Origin of the sequence: Novosphingobium sp., assembly GCF_036803765.1 — a bacterium.
Taxonomy (GTDB): Bacteria; Pseudomonadota; Alphaproteobacteria; order Sphingomonadales; family Sphingomonadaceae; genus Novosphingobium.
On record NZ_DAIRTS010000003.1, the window covers coordinates 167,993 to 189,009 of the forward strand.

Annotated in this window: 19 protein-coding genes; 11 read left to right on the forward strand and 8 right to left on the reverse strand. The window is 66.7% G+C overall.

The features are described 5' to 3' along the window. Positions 1 to 2: 2 nt before the first annotated feature. Positions 3 to 494, reverse strand: coding sequence for an RNA pyrophosphohydrolase (locus tag V7Q48_RS03095; RefSeq protein WP_333836200.1), 492 nt, complete (start codon positions 492 to 494; stop codon positions 3 to 5). A gap of 13 nt (positions 495 to 507) precedes the next feature. Further along, positions 508 to 1,473 carry an alpha/beta hydrolase gene (locus V7Q48_RS03100; RefSeq protein ID WP_333836201.1) on the reverse strand — a complete coding sequence of 322 codons (966 nt, stop codon included), beginning with the start codon at positions 1,471 to 1,473 and terminating at the stop codon, positions 508 to 510. 86 nt (positions 1,474 to 1,559) lie between these two features. On the opposite strand from V7Q48_RS03100, the gene V7Q48_RS03105 reads away from it, so the two are divergent. Then, the gene (locus V7Q48_RS03105) at positions 1,560 to 2,933 is read left to right on the forward strand and encodes a cryptochrome/photolyase family protein (protein WP_333836202.1); all 1,374 of its coding nucleotides are present in this window, start codon (positions 1,560 to 1,562) and stop codon (positions 2,931 to 2,933) included. Positions 2,934 to 2,958: 25 nt separating this feature from the next. On the opposite strand, the gene V7Q48_RS03110 is transcribed toward V7Q48_RS03105, so the two are convergent. The 3 genes from V7Q48_RS03110 to purF form a co-directional block, all read right to left on the reverse strand. Continuing rightward, positions 2,959 to 3,309, reverse strand: coding sequence for a PilZ domain-containing protein (locus tag V7Q48_RS03110; RefSeq protein WP_333836203.1), 351 nt, complete (start codon positions 3,307 to 3,309; stop codon positions 2,959 to 2,961). A gap of 141 nt (positions 3,310 to 3,450) precedes the next feature. After that, positions 3,451 to 4,182, reverse strand: coding sequence for an SDR family NAD(P)-dependent oxidoreductase (locus tag V7Q48_RS03115; RefSeq protein WP_333836204.1), 732 nt, complete (start codon positions 4,180 to 4,182; stop codon positions 3,451 to 3,453). Then, positions 4,182 to 5,660, reverse strand: coding sequence for an amidophosphoribosyltransferase (gene purF, locus V7Q48_RS03120; RefSeq protein ID WP_333836205.1), 1,479 nt, complete (start codon positions 5,658 to 5,660; stop codon positions 4,182 to 4,184). Before purF ends, V7Q48_RS03115 begins: the two co-directional genes overlap by 1 nt. Before the next feature lie 280 nt (positions 5,661 to 5,940). On the opposite strand from purF, the gene V7Q48_RS03125 reads away from it, so the two are divergent. The 6 genes from V7Q48_RS03125 (at position 5,941) to V7Q48_RS03150 (ending at position 12,633) form a co-directional block, all read left to right on the forward strand. Further along, positions 5,941 to 7,743 carry a GGDEF domain-containing protein gene (locus V7Q48_RS03125; RefSeq protein WP_333836206.1) on the forward strand — a complete coding sequence of 601 codons (1,803 nt, stop codon included), beginning with the start codon at positions 5,941 to 5,943 and terminating at the stop codon, positions 7,741 to 7,743. A gap of 148 nt (positions 7,744 to 7,891) precedes the next feature. Then, complete coding sequence (locus tag V7Q48_RS03130; RefSeq protein WP_333836207.1) at positions 7,892 to 9,133, forward strand: lipoprotein-releasing ABC transporter permease subunit; 1,242 nt, start codon at positions 7,892 to 7,894, stop codon at positions 9,131 to 9,133. Between the two features lie 7 nt (positions 9,134 to 9,140). After that, positions 9,141 to 9,815 (forward strand): ABC transporter ATP-binding protein, encoded by a 675-nt coding sequence (locus V7Q48_RS03135; protein WP_333836287.1) that lies wholly within the window; start codon positions 9,141 to 9,143, stop codon positions 9,813 to 9,815. Positions 9,816 to 9,890: 75 nt separating this feature from the next. Continuing rightward, a complete protein-coding gene (locus tag V7Q48_RS03140) occupies positions 9,891 to 10,157 on the forward strand; it encodes a hypothetical protein (protein ID WP_333836208.1) in 267 nt (88 codons plus the stop codon). A gap of 17 nt (positions 10,158 to 10,174) precedes the next feature. Then, the gene (locus V7Q48_RS03145; protein WP_333836209.1) at positions 10,175 to 10,684 is read left to right on the forward strand and encodes a glutathione peroxidase; all 510 of its coding nucleotides are present in this window, start codon (positions 10,175 to 10,177) and stop codon (positions 10,682 to 10,684) included. A gap of 98 nt (positions 10,685 to 10,782) precedes the next feature. Then, entirely contained in the window at positions 10,783 to 12,633 is a 1,851-nt protein-coding gene (locus V7Q48_RS03150; RefSeq protein WP_333836210.1) for a DUF885 domain-containing protein, read from the forward strand. A 27-nt stretch (positions 12,634 to 12,660) separates the two neighbouring features. Here V7Q48_RS03150 and V7Q48_RS03155 read toward each other — a convergent pair whose 3' ends face one another. After that, entirely contained in the window at positions 12,661 to 12,954 is a 294-nt protein-coding gene (locus V7Q48_RS03155) for a hypothetical protein (RefSeq protein ID WP_333836211.1), read from the reverse strand. Positions 12,955 to 13,070: 116 nt separating this feature from the next. Here V7Q48_RS03155 and dnaE point away from each other — a divergent pair, with 116 nt between their 5' ends. From dnaE to V7Q48_RS03175, 4 genes are read left to right on the forward strand one after another with little or no spacing between them, the layout of a single operon-like run. Continuing rightward, complete coding sequence (dnaE, locus tag V7Q48_RS03160) at positions 13,071 to 16,664, forward strand: DNA polymerase III subunit alpha (protein ID WP_333836212.1); 3,594 nt, start codon at positions 13,071 to 13,073, stop codon at positions 16,662 to 16,664. 46 nt (positions 16,665 to 16,710) lie between these two features. Continuing rightward, on the forward strand, positions 16,711 to 18,300 hold the full coding sequence (locus tag V7Q48_RS03165) for a long-chain fatty acid--CoA ligase (RefSeq protein ID WP_333836214.1): 1,590 nt from the start codon (positions 16,711 to 16,713) through the stop codon (positions 18,298 to 18,300). A gap of 40 nt (positions 18,301 to 18,340) precedes the next feature. Beyond that, positions 18,341 to 18,661 (forward strand): YbjQ family protein, encoded by a 321-nt coding sequence (locus V7Q48_RS03170; protein ID WP_333836215.1) that lies wholly within the window; start codon positions 18,341 to 18,343, stop codon positions 18,659 to 18,661. Next, complete coding sequence (locus V7Q48_RS03175; RefSeq protein ID WP_333836216.1) at positions 18,658 to 18,957, forward strand: hypothetical protein; 300 nt, start codon at positions 18,658 to 18,660, stop codon at positions 18,955 to 18,957. Before V7Q48_RS03170 ends, V7Q48_RS03175 begins: the two co-directional genes overlap by 4 nt. Here the strand turns inward: V7Q48_RS03175 and V7Q48_RS03180 are convergent. Together V7Q48_RS03180 and V7Q48_RS03185 are read right to left on the reverse strand one after the other, a co-directional pair. After that, positions 18,936 to 19,784 carry a transcriptional regulator gene (locus V7Q48_RS03180; RefSeq protein ID WP_333836217.1) on the reverse strand — a complete coding sequence of 283 codons (849 nt, stop codon included), beginning with the start codon at positions 19,782 to 19,784 and terminating at the stop codon, positions 18,936 to 18,938. The two genes, V7Q48_RS03175 and V7Q48_RS03180, sit on opposite strands and share 22 nt — an antisense overlap. Continuing rightward, the gene (locus tag V7Q48_RS03185; protein ID WP_333836219.1) at positions 19,781 to 20,884 is read right to left on the reverse strand and encodes a GNAT family N-acetyltransferase; all 1,104 of its coding nucleotides are present in this window, start codon (positions 20,882 to 20,884) and stop codon (positions 19,781 to 19,783) included. The genes V7Q48_RS03180 and V7Q48_RS03185 overlap by 4 nt, the downstream gene beginning before the upstream one ends. Positions 20,885 to 21,017 lie beyond the last annotated feature (133 nt).

Below are 21,017 nucleotides of genomic sequence, written 5' to 3' on the forward strand. Positions count from 1 at the left end.
GCTTAGATCAGCGCGCGGAATTCCTCGACGACCTGGCGATAGACGCGCCGCTTGAACGGCACGATGAGGTCGGGCAGCTGCTCGGGCTCGACCCATTTCCATTCGCAGAATTCGGCCGGATCGTGCGTGTCGAGCACGACGTCCTCGTCCTGCCCGTTGAAGCGCAGGAGCAGCCATGCCTGGCGCTGGCCGCGGTACTTTCCGCCCCAGAGCTTGCCCACCAGTTCGGGGGGCAGGTCGTAGAAATGTTCCTCGCGGCTCTGCGCCAGCACCGTGACGTGCTCGGGCGACAGGCCGGTTTCCTCGTGCAGTTCGCGCAGGGCCGCCGGGACGACGTCCTCGCCCTCGTCAATGCCGCCCTGCGGCATCTGCCAGGCGTCGCCTTCCTTGTTGTCGATCCGCTTGCCCACGAAGACGCGGCCCTGCGGGTTGACGATCATCAGGCCCACGCAGGGGCGGTAGGGCAGAGCGGCAAGGGGGGAGTCCGCACTCATCGATACTTGGTCCTCATGTCAAACTGTCGAGCACGTAGCGCGTCGCGGCAAGCACCGCGTCCAGATCGCCCGCCGCGCTCGGCACGGCCTTGCGCACCTGGATGAAGCCGTGAACTGTGCCGCGCCGCTCGAGCATCAGCAAGTCCACGCCCGCTTTCGCCAGGGCGGCGCCATAGACCCGCCCGCTGTCGCGAATCGGATCGAGGCTTGCCGTGACTAGCACCGTCGGGGGCGTGTGGTCATGTGTGCCGTGCAGCGGAAACGCACGCGGATCGCCGGGTGTGGCCCGATAGGCATTCGAGAACCATTCCATCGCGTCCGCATCGAGCAGAAATCGTTCGCCAAACTGGCTGAGGGAAGGGTGAGCGGCGTTGTCGTCGGCCAGCGGATAAATCGGGACCTGCGCGATTACCGGCACCGCGGCCGGGCGCTGCATCAGTGCCTGCGTGGTGACGATCACGAGATTGCCGCCCGCCGAGTCGCCGATCGGGACAAGCCCGGTGACGTCGAGGCCGAGAGCATCGGGGCTGCCGGCTATCCACCGGGCAGCGGCTTCGGCGTCGTCGGGCGCAGCGGGGAAGGGGTGTTCGGGCGCGAGGCGATAGTCGACCGCCACGAGTGGCAGGTCGAGCGTGGCGGCGATCGTGGTGCAGACGTTGTGATGGCTGTCGAGCCCGCCGAGCACGAAGCCGCCGCCGTGGAAGAACACCAGGACCGGACCCGGCGCGCGTTCGGCGCGGGCGTCGTAGAGGCGCAGCGCAATGGTCCGCCCCGCTTCGCCGGCCGGGCAGGCTAAGTCGCGGATGACAGCGAGTGGCGCCGCAGGGAGATCCGCCAGGTCCTGCATGCCGTCATAGATCCGGCGCGCGTCCCCGAGCGGGATCTGGTGCAGGCCCGGGACTCCGCTGTCGCGCGACTGCTGCAGGTAGGCGAGAAACCCCGCGACGTCGGGGCGTACGAAATGTTCGGTGTCGGCCATGGTGCCATCTCCATCCGGCTCGCCTGCACCAAGGGGCAAGGGGCTTTGGCATGGTCAAGTGCGCGATAAGCCGCCACATAGCAAGCATGACGAGCCCAACGATTGTCTGGCTGCGCCGCGACCTGCGCCTCGAGGACCAGGCTGCTTTCGCCGCTGCCGCCGCCGCCGGAGCTCCGGTAATCCCCGTTTACGTCCTCGATGACGATACGCCGCGCCATCGGCGCATGGGCGCGGCCTCGCGCTGGTGGCTGCACCACAGCCTCGCAGCGCTGGATACCCGGTTGCGCAAGATGGGCTCACGCCTCATCCTGAAGCGCGGCAAATGCGACGCTGCGCTGGCCGCGATCCGGCGCGAGACGGGCGCCCGCACCGTCCAAGCGCTCCACCACTACGAGCCGTGGTGGCGGATGGCCGAAAAGGCCGTGGCCAAGACCTTCGATCTGCAGCTGCATCACGGCAACTACCTCGTCCCGCCCGGCACGCTTAAGACCGGCGGCGGCCAGCCCTACAAGATCTACACACCGTTCTGGCGCGCGTCGCAGCAGCACTTGCCGCCGCCCAAGCCGGTGAAGGCACCGGCTAAGCTGGAAGCGCCATCGTTCTGGCCCGCGAGCGACAAGCTGGATGACTGGGACCTGCTGCCGACCAAGCCGGACTGGGCCGGCGGGATGCGCAAGGCGTGGACGCCGGGCGAGAAGGGCGCTGCCGCCCGGCTCAAGACCTTCGTCGACCTGGCATCGCGTTATGATGCGACGCGCAACCTGCCATCGGAAGAGGGCACGTCGATGCTCTCGCCGCACCTGCACTTCGGCGAGCTCTCCCCGGCCATGGCATGGCACGCGGTGTCCGATGCCGGCGGGTCGGTTGACGTCTTCCTCAGCGAGCTGGGCTGGCGCGATTATGGCCAGAACATCATCCTGCAGCTGCCCGACTATGCCGCCAAAAACGGGCGCCCTGCGTTCGATGCCCTGCCGTGGCGGCACAGTCCGAAAGACCTCAAGGCCTGGCAGCAGGGGCAGACGGGCTATCCCATCGTCGATGCCGGCATGCGCCAGTTGTGGCACACCGGGTGGATGCACAACCGCGTCCGGATGATCGCCGCGAGTTTCCTCGTCAAGCACCTGCTGATCGACTGGCGCAGGGGCGAGCAGTGGTTCTGGGATACGCTCGTCGACGCCGACTATGGCTCGAACGCAACCAATTGGCAGTGGGTGGCGGGCAGCGGCGTGGACGCCAACATGTTCTCGCGGATCATGGCGCCGCTTTCGCAATCCGAGAAGTTCGACGCGGCGGGCTATATCCGCGAATGGGTGCCCGAGCTGCGCAAGCTGGACGACGCGGAGATCCACGATCCGGAAAACCGGCCCAAGGGATATCCCGCGCGCATCATCGAGCATGGCGACGCACGCACCCGCGCGCTAGAGGCCAATGCGACGATGAAGCGGGAATCGGGCAAGTAGGAAGCAACGCCGGGGGAGCGGGCGGTCAGCGCCCCGCGGGCTCTCCGTCGCCGCCGTAGCGCAACAGCAGCGCATCGTGTTCGCGCTGGGTCAGCAGGTTGTCGAACGCGCAGCCGACGATCCCGGCGTGCCACCAGATCACCGTCGCCGTGCGCGCCTCATGCCCGGGCAGCGTGAGGAGGAGGGTGCTTCCGCGCTCGATCCGGGTGGGGGAAAGCGCCGAGAAACCGGCCAGCGACAGATCGAGCACCATGGTCTGGGCAGCGCGGCCGCCGTTGCGGCGCATCTTCGACGGGATGACCAGCCTGGCGCGCGGGGCACAGCGATCATCGCTCGCTGCGGCCTCATAGTCGATTTGCCACGTGATCGAAGACATCGGCATCCGTCCGTCTCATGTCAGACAACGCTGAACCGTCGCCCTTCATAAAGGATGAGGAAAGAGCGTTACCTCGAGGTTAACGCGCAAGAAAAAAGCCTGCGTTTTTCTACGCAAGCCTTTCTGCAGTATCCGGCAAGGTCAGGCCGGAGCGTCGACCCGCTCGCGATGGGGACTGGCAAAATCCTCGCCGACCAGCGCGACGATTCGTGTCGCCACGGCCTCGGGCGGCTTGACGCTCGCGGGGTTCTCGCCCGGATAGGCCTTGGCGCGCATCTTGGTGCGCGTGGCGCCCGGGTCGACGATGGCGACGCGGATCGCGGAGATCCCGGCGACTTCCTGCGCGTAGCTCGACAGGAGGTTGTCGAATGCCGCCTTGGTCGAGCCATAGGCCCCCCAATAGGCGCGCGGGCTGGCGCCGACACTGCTGGTCAGGCCGATGACCCGGCCATTGTGGCTGCCCTTGAGCAGCGGATGGAACGCGGTGATCAAAGAATGCGTCGCCAGCACGTTGAGCGTGATCGCCCGGCTGAAATCGCGCGGCTCGATCTGCCAGACCGGGGTCAGCGCGGGCAGCACGGCGGCATTGATGACGAGGATGTCGAGCGCGGCCCAACGCTCCGCGATCGCGGTGGCGAGCCGGGCGACGCTTTCGGGCTCGGTCAGATCGACCGGGGCGATCGTCGCGCTGCCGCCAGCCGCAAAGATCGCGTCCTCGATCTTCTCCAGTTCACCAGCCGTGCGCGCGACGAGCACGACATGCGCCCCCGCGGCGGCGAGGGCCTGCGCAGTGGCCGCGCCGATGCCGCGGCTCGCGCCGGTGACGAGCGCGACCTGCCCCGCGAGCGGGGTCGCAGCCGTATCCGTGCTCATCAGGCAGCCTTTTCGGTCTTGGTCTTCAGCTTTACCGGCGAACAACCGGGCGCGCGATCACCCATGTCGGTCAGCCGCGTCGGATAGTCCCCGGTGAAGCAGGCGTCGCAGTACTGCGGCGAACCGGCGTTGCGCTGCGCTTCGCCCACCGCGCGGTATAGACCGTCGATCGAAACGAAGGCGAGGCTGTCGGCCTGGATGAATTCGGCCATTGCGGCGATGTCCATGCGAGCGGCAAGCAGCTTGGAACGCTCGGGCGTGTCGACGCCGTAGAAGCACGAATGCTCGGTCGGCGGGCTGGCGACGCGGAAGTGCACCTCGCGGGCGCCGGCCTCGCGCATCATCTGCACGATCTTGAGGCTGGTGGTGCCGCGTACGATCGAGTCGTCGATCAGCACGATGCGCTTGCCCGCGACAAGCGCGCGGTTGGCGTTGTGCTTGCGCTTGACGTCGGCGTTGCGTGCGCCGTCCGAAGGCTGGATGAACGTGCGCCCGACATAGTGCGAGCGGATGATGCCCAGCTCGAACGGAATGCCCGACTGCTGGGCATAGCCGAGAGCCGCAGGCACACCGCTGTCGGGAACCGGGATCACGAGATCGGCATCGGCCGGGTTCTCGATCGCCAGCTGCATGCCGATCGCCTTGCGCACTTCATAGACCGACCGGCCGCCGAGGATCGAATCCGGGCGGCTGAAATAGACGTGCTCGAAGATACAGGGGCGCTGCGCGGTTTCACCGAACGGGCGGTGCGACTGGATCGAGCCATCGAGCGCGACCTGGATCAGCTCGCCCGGCTCGACTTCGCGGACAACGTCGGCGCCGACGACATCGAGCGCGACGCTCTCGCTGGCGAAGACGACGGCATCGCCGAGCTTGCCCATGACGAGCGGCCGGATGCCGAGCGGATCACGGCACGCGATCATGCCCTCGGGCGTCATGCAGATCAGCGAATAGGCACCTTCGACGAGGCGCAGCGCGTCGACGAAACGGTCGAGCAGCGTCGGATAGCGGCTCGTCGCGACGAGGTGGATGATGACCTCGGTGTCCGACGTCGACTGGAAGATCGCGCCCTTCTGCACGAGGTCGCGCTTGAGGAACATCGCGTTGGAGATGTTGCCGTTATGCGCGATCGCGAAGCCGCCCGCAGCGAGGTCGGCGAACAGTGGCTGGACGTTGCGCAGGCCCGAGCCGCCCGTCGTCGAGTAGCGGACGTGTCCCGCAGCCATCATGCCCGGCAGTTCGGCGATCGCGTGGCCGCTCGAGAAGTTCTGCGCGACGTGGCCGATCCCGCGGCGGGAATAGAATTCCTGGCCGTCGAAACTGGTGATGCCCACCGCTTCCTGTCCGCGATGCTGCAGCGCATGAAGGCCCAGCGCCGTCATGGCCGCGGCGTCACGCGCGCCCAGCACGCCGAAAACGCCGCATTCCTCGCGCAGCTTGTCGCCGTCGCGATCTTCGAAAGGATTGGTGGTGATCATGATGTCTCGCAAGGGCCCGCGCCTGAGGAGTCGCACCGGTGCGATTTGCCCCGGCCGAGCAACGGCGCCCATGTGGCGAGATTTGCCCTCAAACGCAAGGGGCGGTCTCCGAACCGTCACATAGCGTCGGGCGATGCGCGCCTATTTTCCCGCAAACCCATCGAATTGGATCGCCAAGAGCATTGCCGGCACATGGTGTTTCTTGCATTAACCAGTGTGTTCGGCCTCAGCCTTTTCGCTTAGGACGAAATTAACCACCGATATGGCAAATAATTCGCCGATGCCAACAACCGTCATCCCGAGGCCCCGAGTGGCCGTATCCAGCAAAGCGGCACTGCATTCCGCAATATGGACGGGTATCGGCTTTTTCCTCAGCGCCTTGCTTGCGATACATTACAGCCGGTTCGCCGGTGGCGTGGCGGTCGTGTGGTTTGCGAATGCCTTCCTGGCGGTGCGACTCAATCCGCTGCCGCTGCGGGTGTGGCCCATGACAGTGGCCGCTGCGGCATTGGCGAGCCTTGTCGTCACCGGCCTGTTCGGGCTTGGCTGGATGATTGCGCCAGGCGTGGTTGCGGTAAACATGTTCGAAGGCGTCGCCGCGGCGCTCATTCTGCGCCGGATAACACAGCAGCATTGGCCGAATGACGTTGCCGAGTGGATGGCAGGGTATGTGCTGGGGATCGGTCTGCTCGTCCCGGCCATCGGTTCGCTTGTTATCGGTGGCCTGGTCTCATTGCTGCCGGGCGAGACGTTTGCCACCAACTTCGTCAACTGGCTGATCGGCCATGCGCTTGGCCTGCTGATCGTCCTGCCCGCTGGAAGCTGGATATGCATTTCGATCCATCACCGCGAGCGCCTGCTGCCGCGGGGTCAATGGTCGCAGGCCGCGCTGATGCTCGCGGCGATGGCGGTCCTCGCGTTCTTCACCTTCCTTCAGCCGGCGCGCCCGCTGCTGCTCCTGCCGTTGCTGCTCGTCGTGTTCGCCGCGATCTGGGCCAATCCCCTGGTGGCACTGGGCCTTCCATCGATGCTCGCGCTGGTGGGCGGGCTGATGACGCTTTATGGCTATGGCCCCATTGCGGCGATGGAGCCGAACAATGGCGACATGCCGCTGCTCGCCAGCCACCTTCAATTCCTGCAGATTTACCTCGGGCTCAACGTGATCTGCGCCTTGCCGATCGTTGCCGAACAGGAGCGACGCCGGCGCCGGCTCAACGCGCTCGTCCATAGCGAGGCGCGGTATCGCCTGCTGTCGGACCACGTCAGCGACGTGATCATGCACCTGGGCCGCAATGGCGAGGTGCAATATGCCTCGCCGTCGATCACCCAGCTGACCGGCCGTGATCCCGACCGCCTGGTCGGCGCACCGTTCGCCTCGCTTGCGGACGATGCGTGGCGCGACGTGGTTGCCCAGGCATCGCGTGCGGCAGTCGAAAACCCGGGCTTTCCCAAGGCGGCCGAATTCCGCTCGACCACCGCGACCGGGATTTCTCGCTGGCTCGAGACCCACTTCCGTGCGGTCCAGGACGAAGAGGACCGGGTAACGGGCCTTGTATGCGTCACCCGCGACATCTCCGAGCGCAAGCAGATCGAGGAAGACCTTTCGCGTGCGGCGCTGACCGATCCGCTGACCGGCATTCCCAACCGCCGTGCCTTCTTCGAGGCCGCTGCGGCGATCGGTGAAAGCGGCGTTCCGGCTGCCCTGGCAGTGATCGACATCGATTTCTTCAAGAAGGTCAACGACCGGTTTGGTCATGCCGTCGGCGACCGCGTGCTCTGCGCCTTTGCCGAGGCCGCGGCGAAAGCGGTGCGTTCGACCGATTTCGTCGCGCGGATTGGCGGCGAGGAATTCGCCGTGCTCCTGCCCGAGACGGAATTGCTCCATGCCGAGAAAGTGTGCGAGCGTCTGGCCCGCGCGGTGAATGCGCTGGCGGTCGACACGCCGCAGGGCGTCGTGCGCATCACGATCAGCGCAGGGATCGCGGCCCTGACCGACGATGCCGACCTGGCGATGGCGGCGGCCGACAGCGCGCTCTATCGCGCCAAGTCCGAAGGCCGGGCGCGGCTCCGCGTCGCGGCCTGACGGCTCCATGCCTGGGCCCAGGTGGCGCAATTTCGCGACGCCGGAACGGAATGGCGACACCGGCATTGGGGCGACGCGGCTTGCCGCACGGCGTGCGTCGGCCTAAAGCGACGCACCGTCCTTACCCCATACCGAAAGTGTGCCGTCCTTGATCCTCACGCCGTTCGAATGGACCATCGCCAAGCGCTACATGCTGCCGGGCAGGGGGGAAGCATTCATTGCCATGGTGGCCGGCATAAGCCTTGTCGCCGTCATGCTCGGGGTGGCGGCGCTCGTCATCGTGATGAGCGTGATGAACGGCTTCCGCGCCGAACTGCTCGACAAGATCGTCGGCCTCAACGGCCATGCCGTGGTTCAGGCCTATGGCGGCCGGCTCGACGACTGGCAGGATATCGTCAAGCGCCTGGAAAAGACGCCGGGCATCACGCGCGCCTCGCCGCTGATCGAGCAGCCGCTGCTGGCCAGCTTCAACGGCCGGGTCGAGGCGATCCTGCTGCGCGGCAATACGCCCAAGGACATCGGCCGCCTGCAGGACAAGCTCAAGGCCGGCACGCTGGCCGCGCTGCAGCCGGGCACGGACAACGTGGCGATCGGCTCGCGCCTGGCGGAAAGCCTTGGTGCGCAAGTCGGCGATACGATCACGATCATCAATCCCGCCGGCCGCTCGACGCCGTTCGGCACCGTGCCGCGCCAGGTCGGCTATCGCGTCTCGGCGATCTTCGAGATCGGCGTCTATGATTACGACAATGCCTTCGTGGTCATGCCCATCCCCGATGCCCAGACCCTGCTGCTGACAGGCGATGCGATCGGCATGATCGAGGTGACGACGACTGATCCGGACACCGTGACGACGACGCTTGCGCCGCTGAAGAAGCAGCTCGAGGGCCGAGCGCAGGTCACCGACTGGAAGACCATCAACGCCAGCCTGTTCGAGGCGCTGGCGGTGGAGCGCGTGGCGATGTTTGTCGTGCTCTCGATCATCGTGCTGGTGGCGGTGTTCAATATCCTCTCGTCGCTGATCATGCTGGTCCGTGCCAAGACGCGCGATATCGCGATCCTGCGCACGATGGGGGCGTCGCGGCGCAGCCTGCTCAAGATCTTCATGACGATCGGCTTCGTCATCGGCGCCCTCGGGACCGCAGTCGGCCTCGTTCTCGGCTTCGTGTTCCTCTATTTCCGCCAGCCCGTGGTGCACCTCGTCGAACTGTTGACCGGGCAGAACCTGTGGGACCCCTCGATCCGCTTCCTGACCGAGCTGCCGAGCCGCAGCGACCCGGTCGAGATCGTGACCATCGCCCTGATGGCGCTGGTGCTGAGCTTCCTTGCAACGCTGTATCCGGCGCTCAAGGCCGCGAGCACCGATCCCGTGCAGGTGCTGCGCTATGAGTGACCAGACCATGACCGCACCCGTCGTCCGCCTGCGCAACCTGCGCCGCAGCTTCGAGCAGGGCGGCGTGCGCATCGACGTGCTGCGTGGTATTCACCTCGACATCCACCCCGGCGAGATCGTTGCGCTGCTCGGACCTTCGGGCTCGGGCAAGTCGACCATGCTGCAGGCGGTGGGGCTGCTCGAAGGCGGGTTCGAGGGCAAGATCGAGATCGCCGGCACCGATGCCGCCGCGCTCAATGGCGATGCCCGTACCGTGCTGCGGCGCGATCATCTGGGCTTCGTTTACCAGTTCCACCACCTGCTGCCCGATTTCAACGCGACCGAGAACGTGATGCTGCCGCAGCTCGTCAACGGCGCGCCGGAGGCTTCCGCACGGACACGCGCCAGCGAGCTGCTGACCGCGCTCGGCCTCGGGCATCGCCTCGACCATCGCCCCAGCCAGCTGTCGGGCGGCGAGCAGCAGCGCGTCGCCGTGGCGCGCGCGCTGGCCAACCGGCCCGCGCTCGTGCTGGCGGACGAACCGACGGGCAACCTCGACGAGGCAACAGCCGACCGGGTACTCGACGAGTTCCTCAAGCTCGTGCGCGAGGAAGGCAGCGCAGCGCTCGTCGCCACGCACAACGAGCGACTGGCGTTCCGGATGGACCGCGTGATGCGCCTGCACGAAGGCGTACTGGAATAACGGTTCATCGCCGTTTCATGGAAACCGGCGCAGCGCTGATGCGTTAGCCGGGAACCCAAAGGAGGGTATGACGCAATGAATACTACCATTCGCGGTGAATCGCACGACGAGGCCCACGACTTCTGGCGCGATCACGCGACGATCGTCACGCGTGACGCGGCCGGCTCGGTGCTTCACGGTTTTGCAGTGCTGCATTCGGGCACGTTCGCCGAGATGGTCCGCCTGATGGCGCGCATGCCCGAGGCCGACCGCAGCGAACTCGTCATCGAGAAATCGGGTGACCGCAGCTATGGCCCGCAGGAAGCGGTCGAGCTGTTCGCGCGCAGCGACTTTCCGCTCTGATCTCCAGGGGCAGCGTCATGACCGACGAACCTTCATCGACCATGGCGCCGCACACGCTGTCGGATTTCACGGCACGGCTGCCCGATGGCACCGCCTTCGACCTGTCGACGTTGAAGGGGCAGGTCGTGCTGGTGGTCAACACAGCCTCGCGCTGCGGCTTCACGCCGCAGTATGCGGGGCTGGAGGCGCTGTGGCAGCAGCATCGCGAGGCGGGCTTTCATGTCCTCGCATTCCCTTGCAACCAGTTCGGGGCGCAGGAGCCCGGAACGGCGGACGAGATCGCCTCGTTCTGCACGATCAACTTCGGGGTGACCTTTCCGATCATGGACAAGGTGAAGGTCAACGGGGCTGAGGCCGACCCGCTGTTCACGTGGCTCAAGCACGAGGCGCCCGGCGTCCTCGGTACCGAGGCGATCAAGTGGAACTTCACCAAGTTCCTGGTCGATCGCTCCGGCCACGTGGTGAAGCGCTATGCCCCGAACGACGCGCCGGAAAAGATCGAGAAGGATATCGCGGCCCTGCTGTGACTTCGGGCCGGCAGCCAAGACCATTTGTCACGTATTCCAGTTGTCACAAGAGCTTGGCCCCGGCACAGTCCCCTCATAATCGATGAGGGACCCATCCGATGACCAGACAGACCCGCGCTGCTTTTCTTTGTGCCGCTCTGGCAGGCGCCACGCTCACGCTCGCTGCACCGCCGGTCCTTGCGGACACGACCATGGCACCGACCAAGGCGTCCACGGCCGAAGCGGAGGACGCGCGCCTGACCGCATTTCTCGACCGCGAATTCACCGCCGAACTGGCGGCGCGGCCGCAGCTCGCCACGCGGTTAGGCCGCAAGGAGGGTATCGACCGGCTCGACGACATCAGCGACAAGGGCATGTTGCAGCGCCTGGAGTGGCGCAAGGGCAGCGTCGCACGCATGAAGCAGGCCTTCGTGCGTGACCGGCTCTCTCCGGCAGGTCGCATCAATTACGACATCTGGGCGCTCGAGCTCGAACGCGCTGAGCTGCAGTACAAGTACCGGCGCTATCAGCCGCCGTTCTACGGGTTCCTCTATTCGATCCACGCCGAATTGCCCAACTTCCTCATCAACACGCACCAGGTGCAGGATCTGGCCGACCTCGACGGGTATATCGCGCGCGTCGCGGCGATCCCGGGCGTGCTCGATACCGCGATCGCGCAGAGCACGCTGTCGGCCAAGGCGGGGATCGTGCCGCCGCGTTTCCAGCTCGAACGGGTGATTTCGGGCAGCCAGCGTCTGATCACCGGCGCGCCGTTCGACGACGGCGCCGCCTCGCCGCTCTGGGCAGACGCGCAGGCCAAGATCGCGAAGCTCGTCGCGAACAAAGGCCTGTCGGCGGCCGATGCCGCGCAGCGCACCGAGCGGGCGAAGGCCGCGATCCTCGCGCTCAAGCCCGCCTATGGCCGGGTCGTCGCCTGGGCGCAGGCCGAACTGCCCAAGGCGCCTTCGGGCGTTGCCGGGGCAGGGACCCTGCCCAACGGGGCGGCCTGGTACGCGGCAGCGCTGCGGCTCAACACCACGACGGACCTGACGGCCGAGCAGATTCACCAGACCGGCCTTGCCGAGGTGAAGCGCATCCAGGCCGAGGAAGACGCACTGGCGGTCAAGGCCGGCTTTGCCGATGCGGCGGCGCTGCGTGCCGACATTCTCGCCAAGGACCCGCCGCGCCCGTGGACCGACGAACTGCGGGCCGCGCGGCTCACCAAGGCCAATGCCATCGTCGCGGCCAATCGTGCGCTGCTGCCTCGCTTTTTCGGCGCGCTGCCGGCCTATGGCGCCGAGGTGATCCGCGAGCCTTCGTTCAGCGAAGTGGCTGGCGGCGCGGCCCATGCCGCTTTCGCCAGCCCCGATGGCAAGCGTCCAGGGCGCGTGTGGCTGCACATGCTGGGCGAAAAGGACGCCGATGCCGGCCTCTATACGCTGATGTGCCACGAGGCGATTCCCGGCCACCTGTTGCAGGGCGACGTGCAGGTTCGCCAGAAGGGCACGCCGCAGTTCCGGCTCGGCTATGGCTATGTCGCATTCGGCGAGGGCTGGGCGCTCTATGCCGAGAACCTGTGCGCCGACATGGGCGCTTTCCCCGATGCCGCTGCTGATCTCGAGCGGCTGGACGCCGAGATGTTCCGCGCCGCGCGGCTCGTGACCGACACCGGTCTCCATGCCAAGAACTGGTCGGAGGACCAGGCGGTCGCTTATCTCGTCGCGACGGCGCACCTGCCCGAACAGCAGGCCCGCTCCGAAGTGCGGCGCTACATCACCTTGCCCGGCCAGGCCACCGGCTACAAGATCGGGATGCTCAAGATCATGGAACTGCGCCGGCGCGCGCAAGATGCGCTGGGTTCGCGGTTCGACCTCAAGGCGTTCAACGACGTCGTGGTGAGCGCGGGCTCGGTGCCGTTGTCGGTGCTGGAAGACCGCGTGGACGGCTGGATCGCGGCCCGCAAGGGCTGAGTGAACAACGCGCGTCGAAGCGCCCGGTCAGTCGTCCATGGGAAGTTCGCGGATTTCGATGGTCCCGCCCGCGACGAACACCGGGTTCGCTTCGGCCAGCCGGCGCGCCTGATCGAGGGTTTCGGCACGAATGCGGATGAAGCCGGTGAGATGATCGCTCGCCGGGCCCGGCGTGCCGGATGCCCGGATGTTGATCCCCTGACCAATGCTGCTGCCGCCCTCGAATGCGCCGGATTGGCGCAGCAGCTCGAAATAGGCGCCCCATTGTTCGTCCGAGCCGGGCGGTGCATCGTCATGCATGAAAAGGATGTAGTCGGTCATCGCCGGATGAAAACACGGCCAATGCGTTTTGGGAAGAGCGCATGGCCTTGGACCTATCCCCAGAACCGAGGGGTTGCCCTCTCAAAATGTGTGAACCGGCGTGCTATATTCACAAGATGGCATTCGCACCGTTCGTCCCGCTTCGCGTTTACTCCTCGTATACCATGCTCGATGGCGCGATCGATCCCAAGGCGATCGCGAAGACGGCGGAAAAGCGCGGGTTTCCCGCCATCGCGATCACCGATCGCAACGGGCTCTACGGCAGTGCCGCCTTCGCCAAGGCCTGCAAGGATGGCGGGGTGCAGCCGGTCATCGGCACGATGCTCGCCGTTGCCCGGCCCGAGCGCGAGGGTGCGGCGACGCCCGGTTTCGGGCCGCAGGGGCCCACGATCGACTGGCTGGCGCTCTACGCGCAGGACGACAAGGGCTACGACAATCTCTGTCACCTCGTCAGCCGTGCGCACCTCGACCGCCCGCTCGAGCATGCACCGCACGTCGCGCTGGCCGATCTGGTCGGCTATACCGACAGCCTGATCTGCCTGACCGCCGCGGGCGAGGGCGCGCTCGTTCGGCTGCTGGCAGGCGAGCAGACCGACGCCGCCGGCGCCTATTGCGCGCGCCTGGAAGAGCTGTTCCCCGAGCGCCTCTATATCGAGATCGCGCGACGCGGGGACGCTGATGAAAGCGCGGCCGAGGCGGGGCTGATCGACATGGCCTATGCCCGCAACCTGCCCCTGGTCGCAACCAATCCCGCCTGCTTTGCCGACGCCGTGTTTTACGATGCGCACGATGCCATGCTGTGCATCGCCAGTTCCACGCATGTCGACAGCACCGACCGGCCGCGGTCCTCGCGCGAGTGGTGGATTAAGCCGATGGAGGCGATGGCCGAAGCGTTCGAGGACCTGCCCGAGGCACTGGCCAATACGCTTGTCGTCGCGCAACGCACTGCCTGCATGCCACCGCGCCGCAAGCCGATCCTGCCGAGCCTCGCAGGCGACCAGGAAGGCGAGGCACGCGCCTGCGCGGCCGACAGCCGGACCGGCCTCGTCCAGCGTCTGTTGTCCTACTATCCCGAGGTTTGCCACACCGAGCTCGAGCGCGTGCTGTGCATGGGACCGGACAGCGAACCGGACCCGACGCAGTTCCCCGAATTGCAGGCGGCGGGTGCCTGGGAAGAGGTGCTCGCCTATCGCCAGCGCCTGGAATTCGAAGTCTCGATCATCAATCGGATGGGCTTCGGCGGCTACTTCCTGATCGTTGCCGACTTCATCAAGTGGGCCAAGGATCACGACATTCCGGTGGGGCCTGGGCGTGGCTCGGGCGCAGGCTCACTGGTGGCCTGGGCGCTGACCATCACCGACCTCGACCCGATCAAGCTGGGCCTGCTGTTCGAGCGCTTCCTCAACCCTGAGCGCGTGTCGATGCCCGACTTCGACATCGACTTCTGCGAAACCCGCCGCGGCGAGGTGATCCGCTATGTCCAGCGCAAATACGGCTCGGACCACGTCGCGCAGATCATCACCTTCGGCAAGCTCAAGGCGCGCGCGGTGCTGCGTGACACCGGGCGCATCCTGCAGATGAGTTACGGCCAGACCGACCGGCTCTGCAAGATGGTGCCCAACCATCCGACCGATCCGTGGACGCTGGAGAGGGCGCTCAACGGCGTGGTCGAGCTCAAGCGCGAGTACGACCGCGATCCCGAGGTCAAGCGCCTGATCGACCTCGCGCGCCAGCTCGAAGGCCTGCCGCGCAACAGCTCTACGCACGCCGCCGGCGTGGTCATCGGCGACCGGCCGTTGGCCCAGCTGGTCCCGCTCTACCGCGATCCGCGATCGGACATGCCGGTCACGCAGTTCGACATGAAGTTCGTCGAGGACGCGGGCCTCGTGAAGTTCGACTTCCTCGGCCTCAAGACCTTGTCGGTATTGCGCAAGGCGGTCGACCTGCTCGCCAAGCGCACGGTCAAGATCGACCTCTCGCAATTGCCGCTGGACGATGCCGACGTCTATCGTCTGCTCCAGGTGGGCGACACCGTCGGCGTGTTCCAGCTGGAATCCGAAGGGATGCGCCGCACGCTGGCCGCGGTGAAGCCGACCAACTTCGGCGACATCATCGCGCTCGTCTCGCTTTACCGTCCCGGCCCGATGGACAACATCCCCTTGTTCGGCCGTCGCAAAAACGGGCTGGAAAGCATTGAATATCCGCATGAAAAGCTCTCCGGCATTCTGGCCGAGACCTACGGGATCTTCGTCTACCAGGAACAGGTGATGCAGGCCGCGCAGATCCTTGCCGGCTACTCACTCGGCGACGCCGACCTGCTGCGCCGCGCCATGGGCAAGAAGATCCAGGCCGAAATGGACCAGCAGCGCCAGCGCTTCGTCGCCGGGTGCAAGGACATCTCGGGCATCGAGCCAGGCAAGGCCAACGAACTGTTCGACTTGATCGACAAGTTCGCGGGCTACGGCTTCAACAAGAGCCACGCCGCCGCCTACGCGCTGCTCGCCTATCACACTGCCTGGTTCAAGGCGCATTACCCTCACGAATTCTACGCCGCCTCGATGTGCTTCGACATGCATCAGTCGGAAAAGCTCAACATCTTCGTCGATGACATGCGACGCAACGGCGTGGCGCTGGCCGGGCCAGACATCAACCATTCCGAGGCCGAATTCACCGTCGAACGCACCGCCGAAGGCCATGCCGTGCGCTATGCCCTCGCGGGCCTGCGCAACGTGGGCGAGAAAGCGATGGAAGCGATCGTCGCCGAGCGCGAGGCCAATGGGCCGTTCGCCACGCTCGACGACCTGTTCAAGCGCATCCCCGCCGGCTCGATGAACCGCCGCCAGCTCGAAGCGCTTGCTGCGGCGGGCGCGCTCGACGGGCTGGAGCCGAACCGCGCCAAGATCATCGCCAACGCCGAACTGCTCATGGCAGTCGTCGACGAGGCCGTGCGCAGCCGGACCTCGGGGCAGGGCGGCCTGTTCGGCGGCGACGGCCACGACCAGCCCGCCACGCGGCTGGCCGAAACCAAGGCCTGGAGCCGTGCCGACCAGATGGCCGCCGAGCGCGAGAACTTCGGCTTCTATTTCGCGGCGCACCCGGTCGAGGAATATCGCGCCGTCGCCAGCGCCAATGGCGCGCGCACGTACGGCAGCCTGATGGCCGGCGCCGGCGATGCCCAGGCTGCGGGGCGTTCGGGCGCGGTCATGGCGGCGCTGGTCGAGAACGTGCAGAAGCGCAAGACCAAGCGCGGCAAGGACTTCGTGATGGCCGACTTTTCCGACAGCAGCGGCCTGTTCACCGCATCGTGCTTCGAGGAAGCGCTGGTCGACGACTTCGTGCAATGGGCCAAGGACGGCATTTGCGTGCTGCTCAACGTCGAACTCGATCGCCCCAATGCCGACGAACCGCCGCGCGTGACGGTGCGCAGCGCCCGTCCGCTGGCGAGCGTGACCAGCGCCGCGCGCATGCACCTGACGCTCGATGTGCTGCGCGAGGACGCGATCCGCGAGCTGGCGTTGCTATTGCCGCGCGAACCGGACGCCAAGGGCGAGGTCATCGCGCGCCTGCGCACTGGCTGCGGGTCGGAGCCGCGGGTGCGGTTGGGACGGAATTTCAAGCTGGACAGCGAGCTGATCGAGCGGTTGATGCCGATCGAGGGCCTGGCCAATATGGCGCTGACGGCGAAGGCGGATCTCAGGCTGGTACAATAACGACAGGCCAGCCCGTTTGCGGGAGAGGTTGAGGATGTTGGGCGGAATGCAGGACTGGCCCCTGCGCGTGGGCCGGCTGATCGACCATGCCGCGCGCGAGCATGGCACGCGGGCAATCGCCAGCCGCTGGGCCGACGGCCGCGAAACCACGACGACCTGGGCACAGGTCGCGCACGATGCCCGGCGTTTGGCGACGGCGCTGCGCCGCGCCGGCGTTCAGCCGGGCGAACGCGTGGCCACCCTGGCGATGAACCATGCGCGGCACCTCGTCGCATGGTACGGCGTGCCGGGTGCAGGGGCCGTGCTTCATACACTCAACCCGCGGCTGTTCGAGGACCAGCTCGACTACATCGTCAATCATGCGCAAGACCGGGTACTGCTGTTCGATGTGGTCTTCGCGCCGCTGGTCGAGCGGATGAGGCCGCGCTGGCCAACGATCACGCACTATGTCTGCTTCGACAGCGGCGCGCCCGCGCCGGCGTTCGACGACTGGATCGACGCCGAGCCGGGCGCCTGGGCCGAGGGCGACGAGCGCGAGGCCTGCATGCTGAGCTACACCAGCGGCACCACCGGCAATCCCAAGGGCGTGCTCTATTCGCATCGCTCGACCGTCCTTCACGCCATGTCGGTGCTGCAGCCGCCGGTGTTCCGGGTCGAGGCGCGCTCGGTCGTGCTTCCTGTCGTGCCCATGTTTCACGCGGCGTGCTGGGGCATCCCGTGGTCCTCGGCCATGGTGGGCGCCAAGCTGGTGCTGTCTGCCGTCGCCGAACCGGCGGTGCTGTGCGACCTGATCGACCGCCATGCGGTGACTGCGCTGGCCGGGGTGCCCACCGTGTGGCTCGGGTTGGCGCAATACGCCGATGCCGCAAGGGACGGTGCGCTGCCGGTCTCGCTGACCGATGTGCTGTGCGGCGGATCGGCCCTGCCGCAAGCGCTGGTCGCGTGGTTCATGGCCGCGGGCATGCGCGTGTCGCACGCCTGGGGCATGACCGAGACCTCGCCGGTCGGCACCGCCGGGGGCGAGCCGTGGGACTGGGACGCGATGGACTTTGCCGCGCAGGTTGCGATGAAGACCAAGCAGGGCCGCCCGCCCTTCGGCGTCGAGATGCGCTGCGTCGACCTCGGCGATGCGACCCGCGAACTGCCGCGCGACGGTGAGACGGCCGGCGCCTTGCAGGTGCGCGGGCCTTGGGTGATCCAGCGCTATTACGGCGCGGAGGCCGACGCGGTGGATGCCGATGGCTGGTTCGATACCGGCGACGTCGCCATCCTCCATCCCGATGGCACGCTGCAGATTACCGACCGCACCAAGGACGTCATCAAGTCCGGCGGCGAATGGATCAGCTCGGTCGAGCTGGAGAACGCCGCGATCGGTCATCCTGCCGTCGCCGAGGCAGCCGCCATCGGCATCGCCCATCCCAAATGGGATGAGCGCCCGCTGCTGGCCGTGGTGCTGCGCGAGGGCATGACCGCCGATGCAGACGCCATCCGCGATCACTTGCGCCAGCACGTCGCGCGGTGGTGGCTGCCCGACGCGGTGGTCTTCGTCGCGCGCCTGCCGCACACCGCCACGGGTAAGATCTCGAAGAAGGACTTGCGGCAGGAATTCCATGACTTCCGCTGGGACGAGGCGTAATCTGGCTGACAGCGGACCGACCCGAGGGAGCAGCACAGCGATGATCGTTACCACCACCGAGAATATCGCCGGGCACGAGGTCGTGGCCAGCCTGGGCCAGGTCTTTGGTGTCGTCGTCCGCAGCCGCGGTCTTGCCGGCAACGTGATCGCCGGCCTGCGCACGATCATCGGCGGCGAGATCAAGGAATACTCCGCGCTGGTCGAGGACACACGCCGCCACGCGATCGACCGCCTGGTCGCCAATGCCCGGCTGATGGGCGCCGATGCCGTCGTGATGATGCGCTTCGATTCCGGCTCGATCGGCCAGACCATGAACGAGGTCGTCGCCTACGGGACGGCGGTGAAGCTGGCCCGTCCATGACCGGCCGCGCGCGCGGGGTCGCGCTGGGTCTTGCCGGCATACTGGTGATCGCCGGAATCGCGCTGCATCGTGTCGGCGGCGGCGGATGGGTGCTGGCGGTGATGGGTCTGCTGGTTGCCTTGGCGACGGTGTTCGAACAGCGCTATCGCCGCGATCGCCTGGCTCCCGCACCGGCGCCCGACGCGCGCTGGCAGCGCACGGGGGAGCGCGAACTGGATGTCGAGACCGGCGAGGCGCTCGAGGTGTGGTACGACCCCGTCACCGGCGCGCGGCGCTACGAGCCGATGCGGCCGTAACCCAATCGACGCATCACGCGCCACGCCAGCGCCTTGCCGCGGTTCTGCGCGGGCCAGCGTCCGGGGCGGCGGGGCTGCCACCCGAAACGTCGCAACACGGCGTTGAAGGCATGGGCCGAGGATTCGGCATAGCTCCATTCCGATCGCCAGGTGATAGACAGCGATACCGAAATCTCCGGCCCGTTGCGGACGAAATGCGGCGCCATGACCGGCACGAACAGCCCCTCGCCCGGGTGGAGCGGGAAGGGCCGGCCTTTGGGCAAAAGGTGGTCGGACCAGCGCAGCTCGCGTCCGCCCCCGGTGTGATAGATCTCGTGGGCCTCGCTGGGCGCACAGTCGGGGTCGGCGGCGGGAAACTGCGTCATGACCTTGTGGCCGCGCATCTGCAGCAGGATGTTGTGCTCGGGGTCGAAATGGTACGGCGTCGTCGCATCGGGCGAGCTGATGAAGACGAAGGCCTGCGGGTTGATGATCGCGCCAGTGCGCGGCGTGATGGCGGGCCGCAGTTCCTCAATCAGTTCGAGCAGCAGCGCCTTGTAGGCAGGATCCTGCTCGATGAAGGTCAGCGCAACCCAACAACCGCTGGTGTCGATGGTGCGGATCGCTTCCGCGACCGAGATCGACGGCCGTGGCGGCTTACCCTCGACGCCGATCGGCTGCTTGGCATAGGCATGTTCGGCATTGGCAGCGGGCAGCCGCTCCGATAGCTGCGCCAGTGCCTCCAGTTCGAGCAGCGGATGGCCGATCAGGTCGTGGCGCAGGATATGCGGCTCTTCCGGATAGGCTTTCGCGAAGTCAGCGAGCGCCTCGGGCGCGAAATGGGTCATGGTTCGACTCCGGTCGGATTCCGGCCCAGCTCAGCGCGGGTCAGGGCCTTGAACAACATGCGGCGGGCGGTGCCGCCGATCGCGATATTGACGCGGCCGACGGGGCGCCGCTCGCGCCAGATGTGCGCGATCATGGGATGATCCTGCGTGGCGCAGCTGTCGACCCATTCGATGCCATCACGCTCCATCAGCGCAAGGTTCTCGCGCTGCAACAGGACACCTGGCGAATAGGCGGCAAGGCTTTCGTCGAAGGCGGTCTTGAACGAGAATGCCCCGGGCGGCGCGAGGAAATTGGCCAGCATCGCGATCGGGCGATCGTCGAGGGTCAGCGCTATCCGCTCGAGCCGGCCGCGGCGAGCAGCGCCCTCCAGCGCCTCTGCGAACAGGCCGCGCGTCGATGCGTCGCAGGAAAGGGCCGAGCCCGCCTGGCCTTTCCAGCCTGCGGCCTCGAGCGCGAGAAACTGGGCGATCCACGGGTCAAGATCGGCGGCATCGTCCTGCCGGCGGAATGCCAACGCCCCCAGTTCGCCCAGCCTTCGCGCCTGTCGCCCCAATTCCTTGCGCTTCTTTCCCGAAAGCGACGCCGTGAAATAGTCCTCGGCCGACATCGCCGATTGCAGGACCACGTGCTGGGTGCGGAACACCAGTGCGGAAGGGCGGGTCTGCCGGGCCAGAGTATCGACCAGAGCCGCATGGAGCGCGCCGTCGAGCGGCAGGGCCGCGATATGCAGGAACAGGGCGAGCCCCGCATGGTCATCGCACCAACTGAGCAGCGCCTGCCAGAAGACGTGTTCAGCGCCGCGCGCGACGAGCGGGGCGCCGATGAAGCAGTTGGGATGCAGCCAGTTGGCGATGTGCGGGACGGGGCGGCCGTAGTAGCGGCGCGGCCGATGCACCGGCATGAGCGCCAGCAGATCCTCGCCGCTTACCAGGCAGAGCAGGCGGACCTTCGCCCCCGGAAACGCGCGATGCGAGGCCCGAAGAAACCAGCTTTCACAGAACGGGTTGGGTTCGCTCGCCTGTTCGGCCAGACGATCCCACCGCTCGATCGCGCGCGGGGTGTCGATGTCATGCCAGTCGAGAAGGCGCAACTGCGTCATGGCGCGACGGAAACGCTCATGCGAGCCCGGCAGCGGGTGTGCGCGGGGGCAGGCATCTCCATGTCAAAACCCCCGTTCCTGCAGCCAAGCGTTGCCCAAGTCCCTAGACGGCAAAGCCCAACATTCGGTTAAA

Excerpts from the sequence above, each read along its gene's own strand:
- V7Q48_RS03095 (WP_333836200.1), bottom strand. The coding sequence starts at position 494 with ATGAGTGCGGACTCCCCCCTTGCCGCTCTGCCCTACCGCCCCTGCGTG.
- V7Q48_RS03100 (WP_333836201.1), bottom strand. The coding sequence starts at position 1,473 with ATGGCCGACACCGAACATTTCGTACGCCCCGACGTCGCGGGGTTTCTC.
- V7Q48_RS03105 (WP_333836202.1), top strand. The coding sequence starts at position 1,560 with ATGACGAGCCCAACGATTGTCTGGCTGCGCCGCGACCTGCGCCTCGAG.
- V7Q48_RS03110 (WP_333836203.1), bottom strand. The coding sequence starts at position 3,309 with ATGTCTTCGATCACGTGGCAAATCGACTATGAGGCCGCAGCGAGCGAT.
- V7Q48_RS03115 (WP_333836204.1), bottom strand. The coding sequence starts at position 4,182 with ATGAGCACGGATACGGCTGCGACCCCGCTCGCGGGGCAGGTCGCGCTC.
- purF (WP_333836205.1), bottom strand. The coding sequence starts at position 5,660 with ATGATCACCACCAATCCTTTCGAAGATCGCGACGGCGACAAGCTGCGC.
- V7Q48_RS03125 (WP_333836206.1), top strand. The coding sequence starts at position 5,941 with ATGCCAACAACCGTCATCCCGAGGCCCCGAGTGGCCGTATCCAGCAAA.
- V7Q48_RS03135 (WP_333836287.1), top strand. The coding sequence starts at position 9,141 with ATGACCGCACCCGTCGTCCGCCTGCGCAACCTGCGCCGCAGCTTCGAG.
- V7Q48_RS03140 (WP_333836208.1), top strand. The coding sequence starts at position 9,891 with ATGAATACTACCATTCGCGGTGAATCGCACGACGAGGCCCACGACTTC.
- V7Q48_RS03145 (WP_333836209.1), top strand. The coding sequence starts at position 10,175 with ATGACCGACGAACCTTCATCGACCATGGCGCCGCACACGCTGTCGGAT.
- V7Q48_RS03150 (WP_333836210.1), top strand. The coding sequence starts at position 10,783 with ATGACCAGACAGACCCGCGCTGCTTTTCTTTGTGCCGCTCTGGCAGGC.
- V7Q48_RS03155 (WP_333836211.1), bottom strand. The coding sequence starts at position 12,954 with ATGACCGACTACATCCTTTTCATGCATGACGATGCACCGCCCGGCTCG.
- dnaE (WP_333836212.1), top strand. The coding sequence starts at position 13,071 with ATGGCATTCGCACCGTTCGTCCCGCTTCGCGTTTACTCCTCGTATACC.
- V7Q48_RS03165 (WP_333836214.1), top strand. The coding sequence starts at position 16,711 with ATGCAGGACTGGCCCCTGCGCGTGGGCCGGCTGATCGACCATGCCGCG.
- V7Q48_RS03170 (WP_333836215.1), top strand. The coding sequence starts at position 18,341 with ATGATCGTTACCACCACCGAGAATATCGCCGGGCACGAGGTCGTGGCC.
- V7Q48_RS03175 (WP_333836216.1), top strand. The coding sequence starts at position 18,658 with ATGACCGGCCGCGCGCGCGGGGTCGCGCTGGGTCTTGCCGGCATACTG.
- V7Q48_RS03180 (WP_333836217.1), bottom strand. The coding sequence starts at position 19,784 with ATGACCCATTTCGCGCCCGAGGCGCTCGCTGACTTCGCGAAAGCCTAT.
- V7Q48_RS03185 (WP_333836219.1), bottom strand. The coding sequence starts at position 20,884 with ATGACGCAGTTGCGCCTTCTCGACTGGCATGACATCGACACCCCGCGC.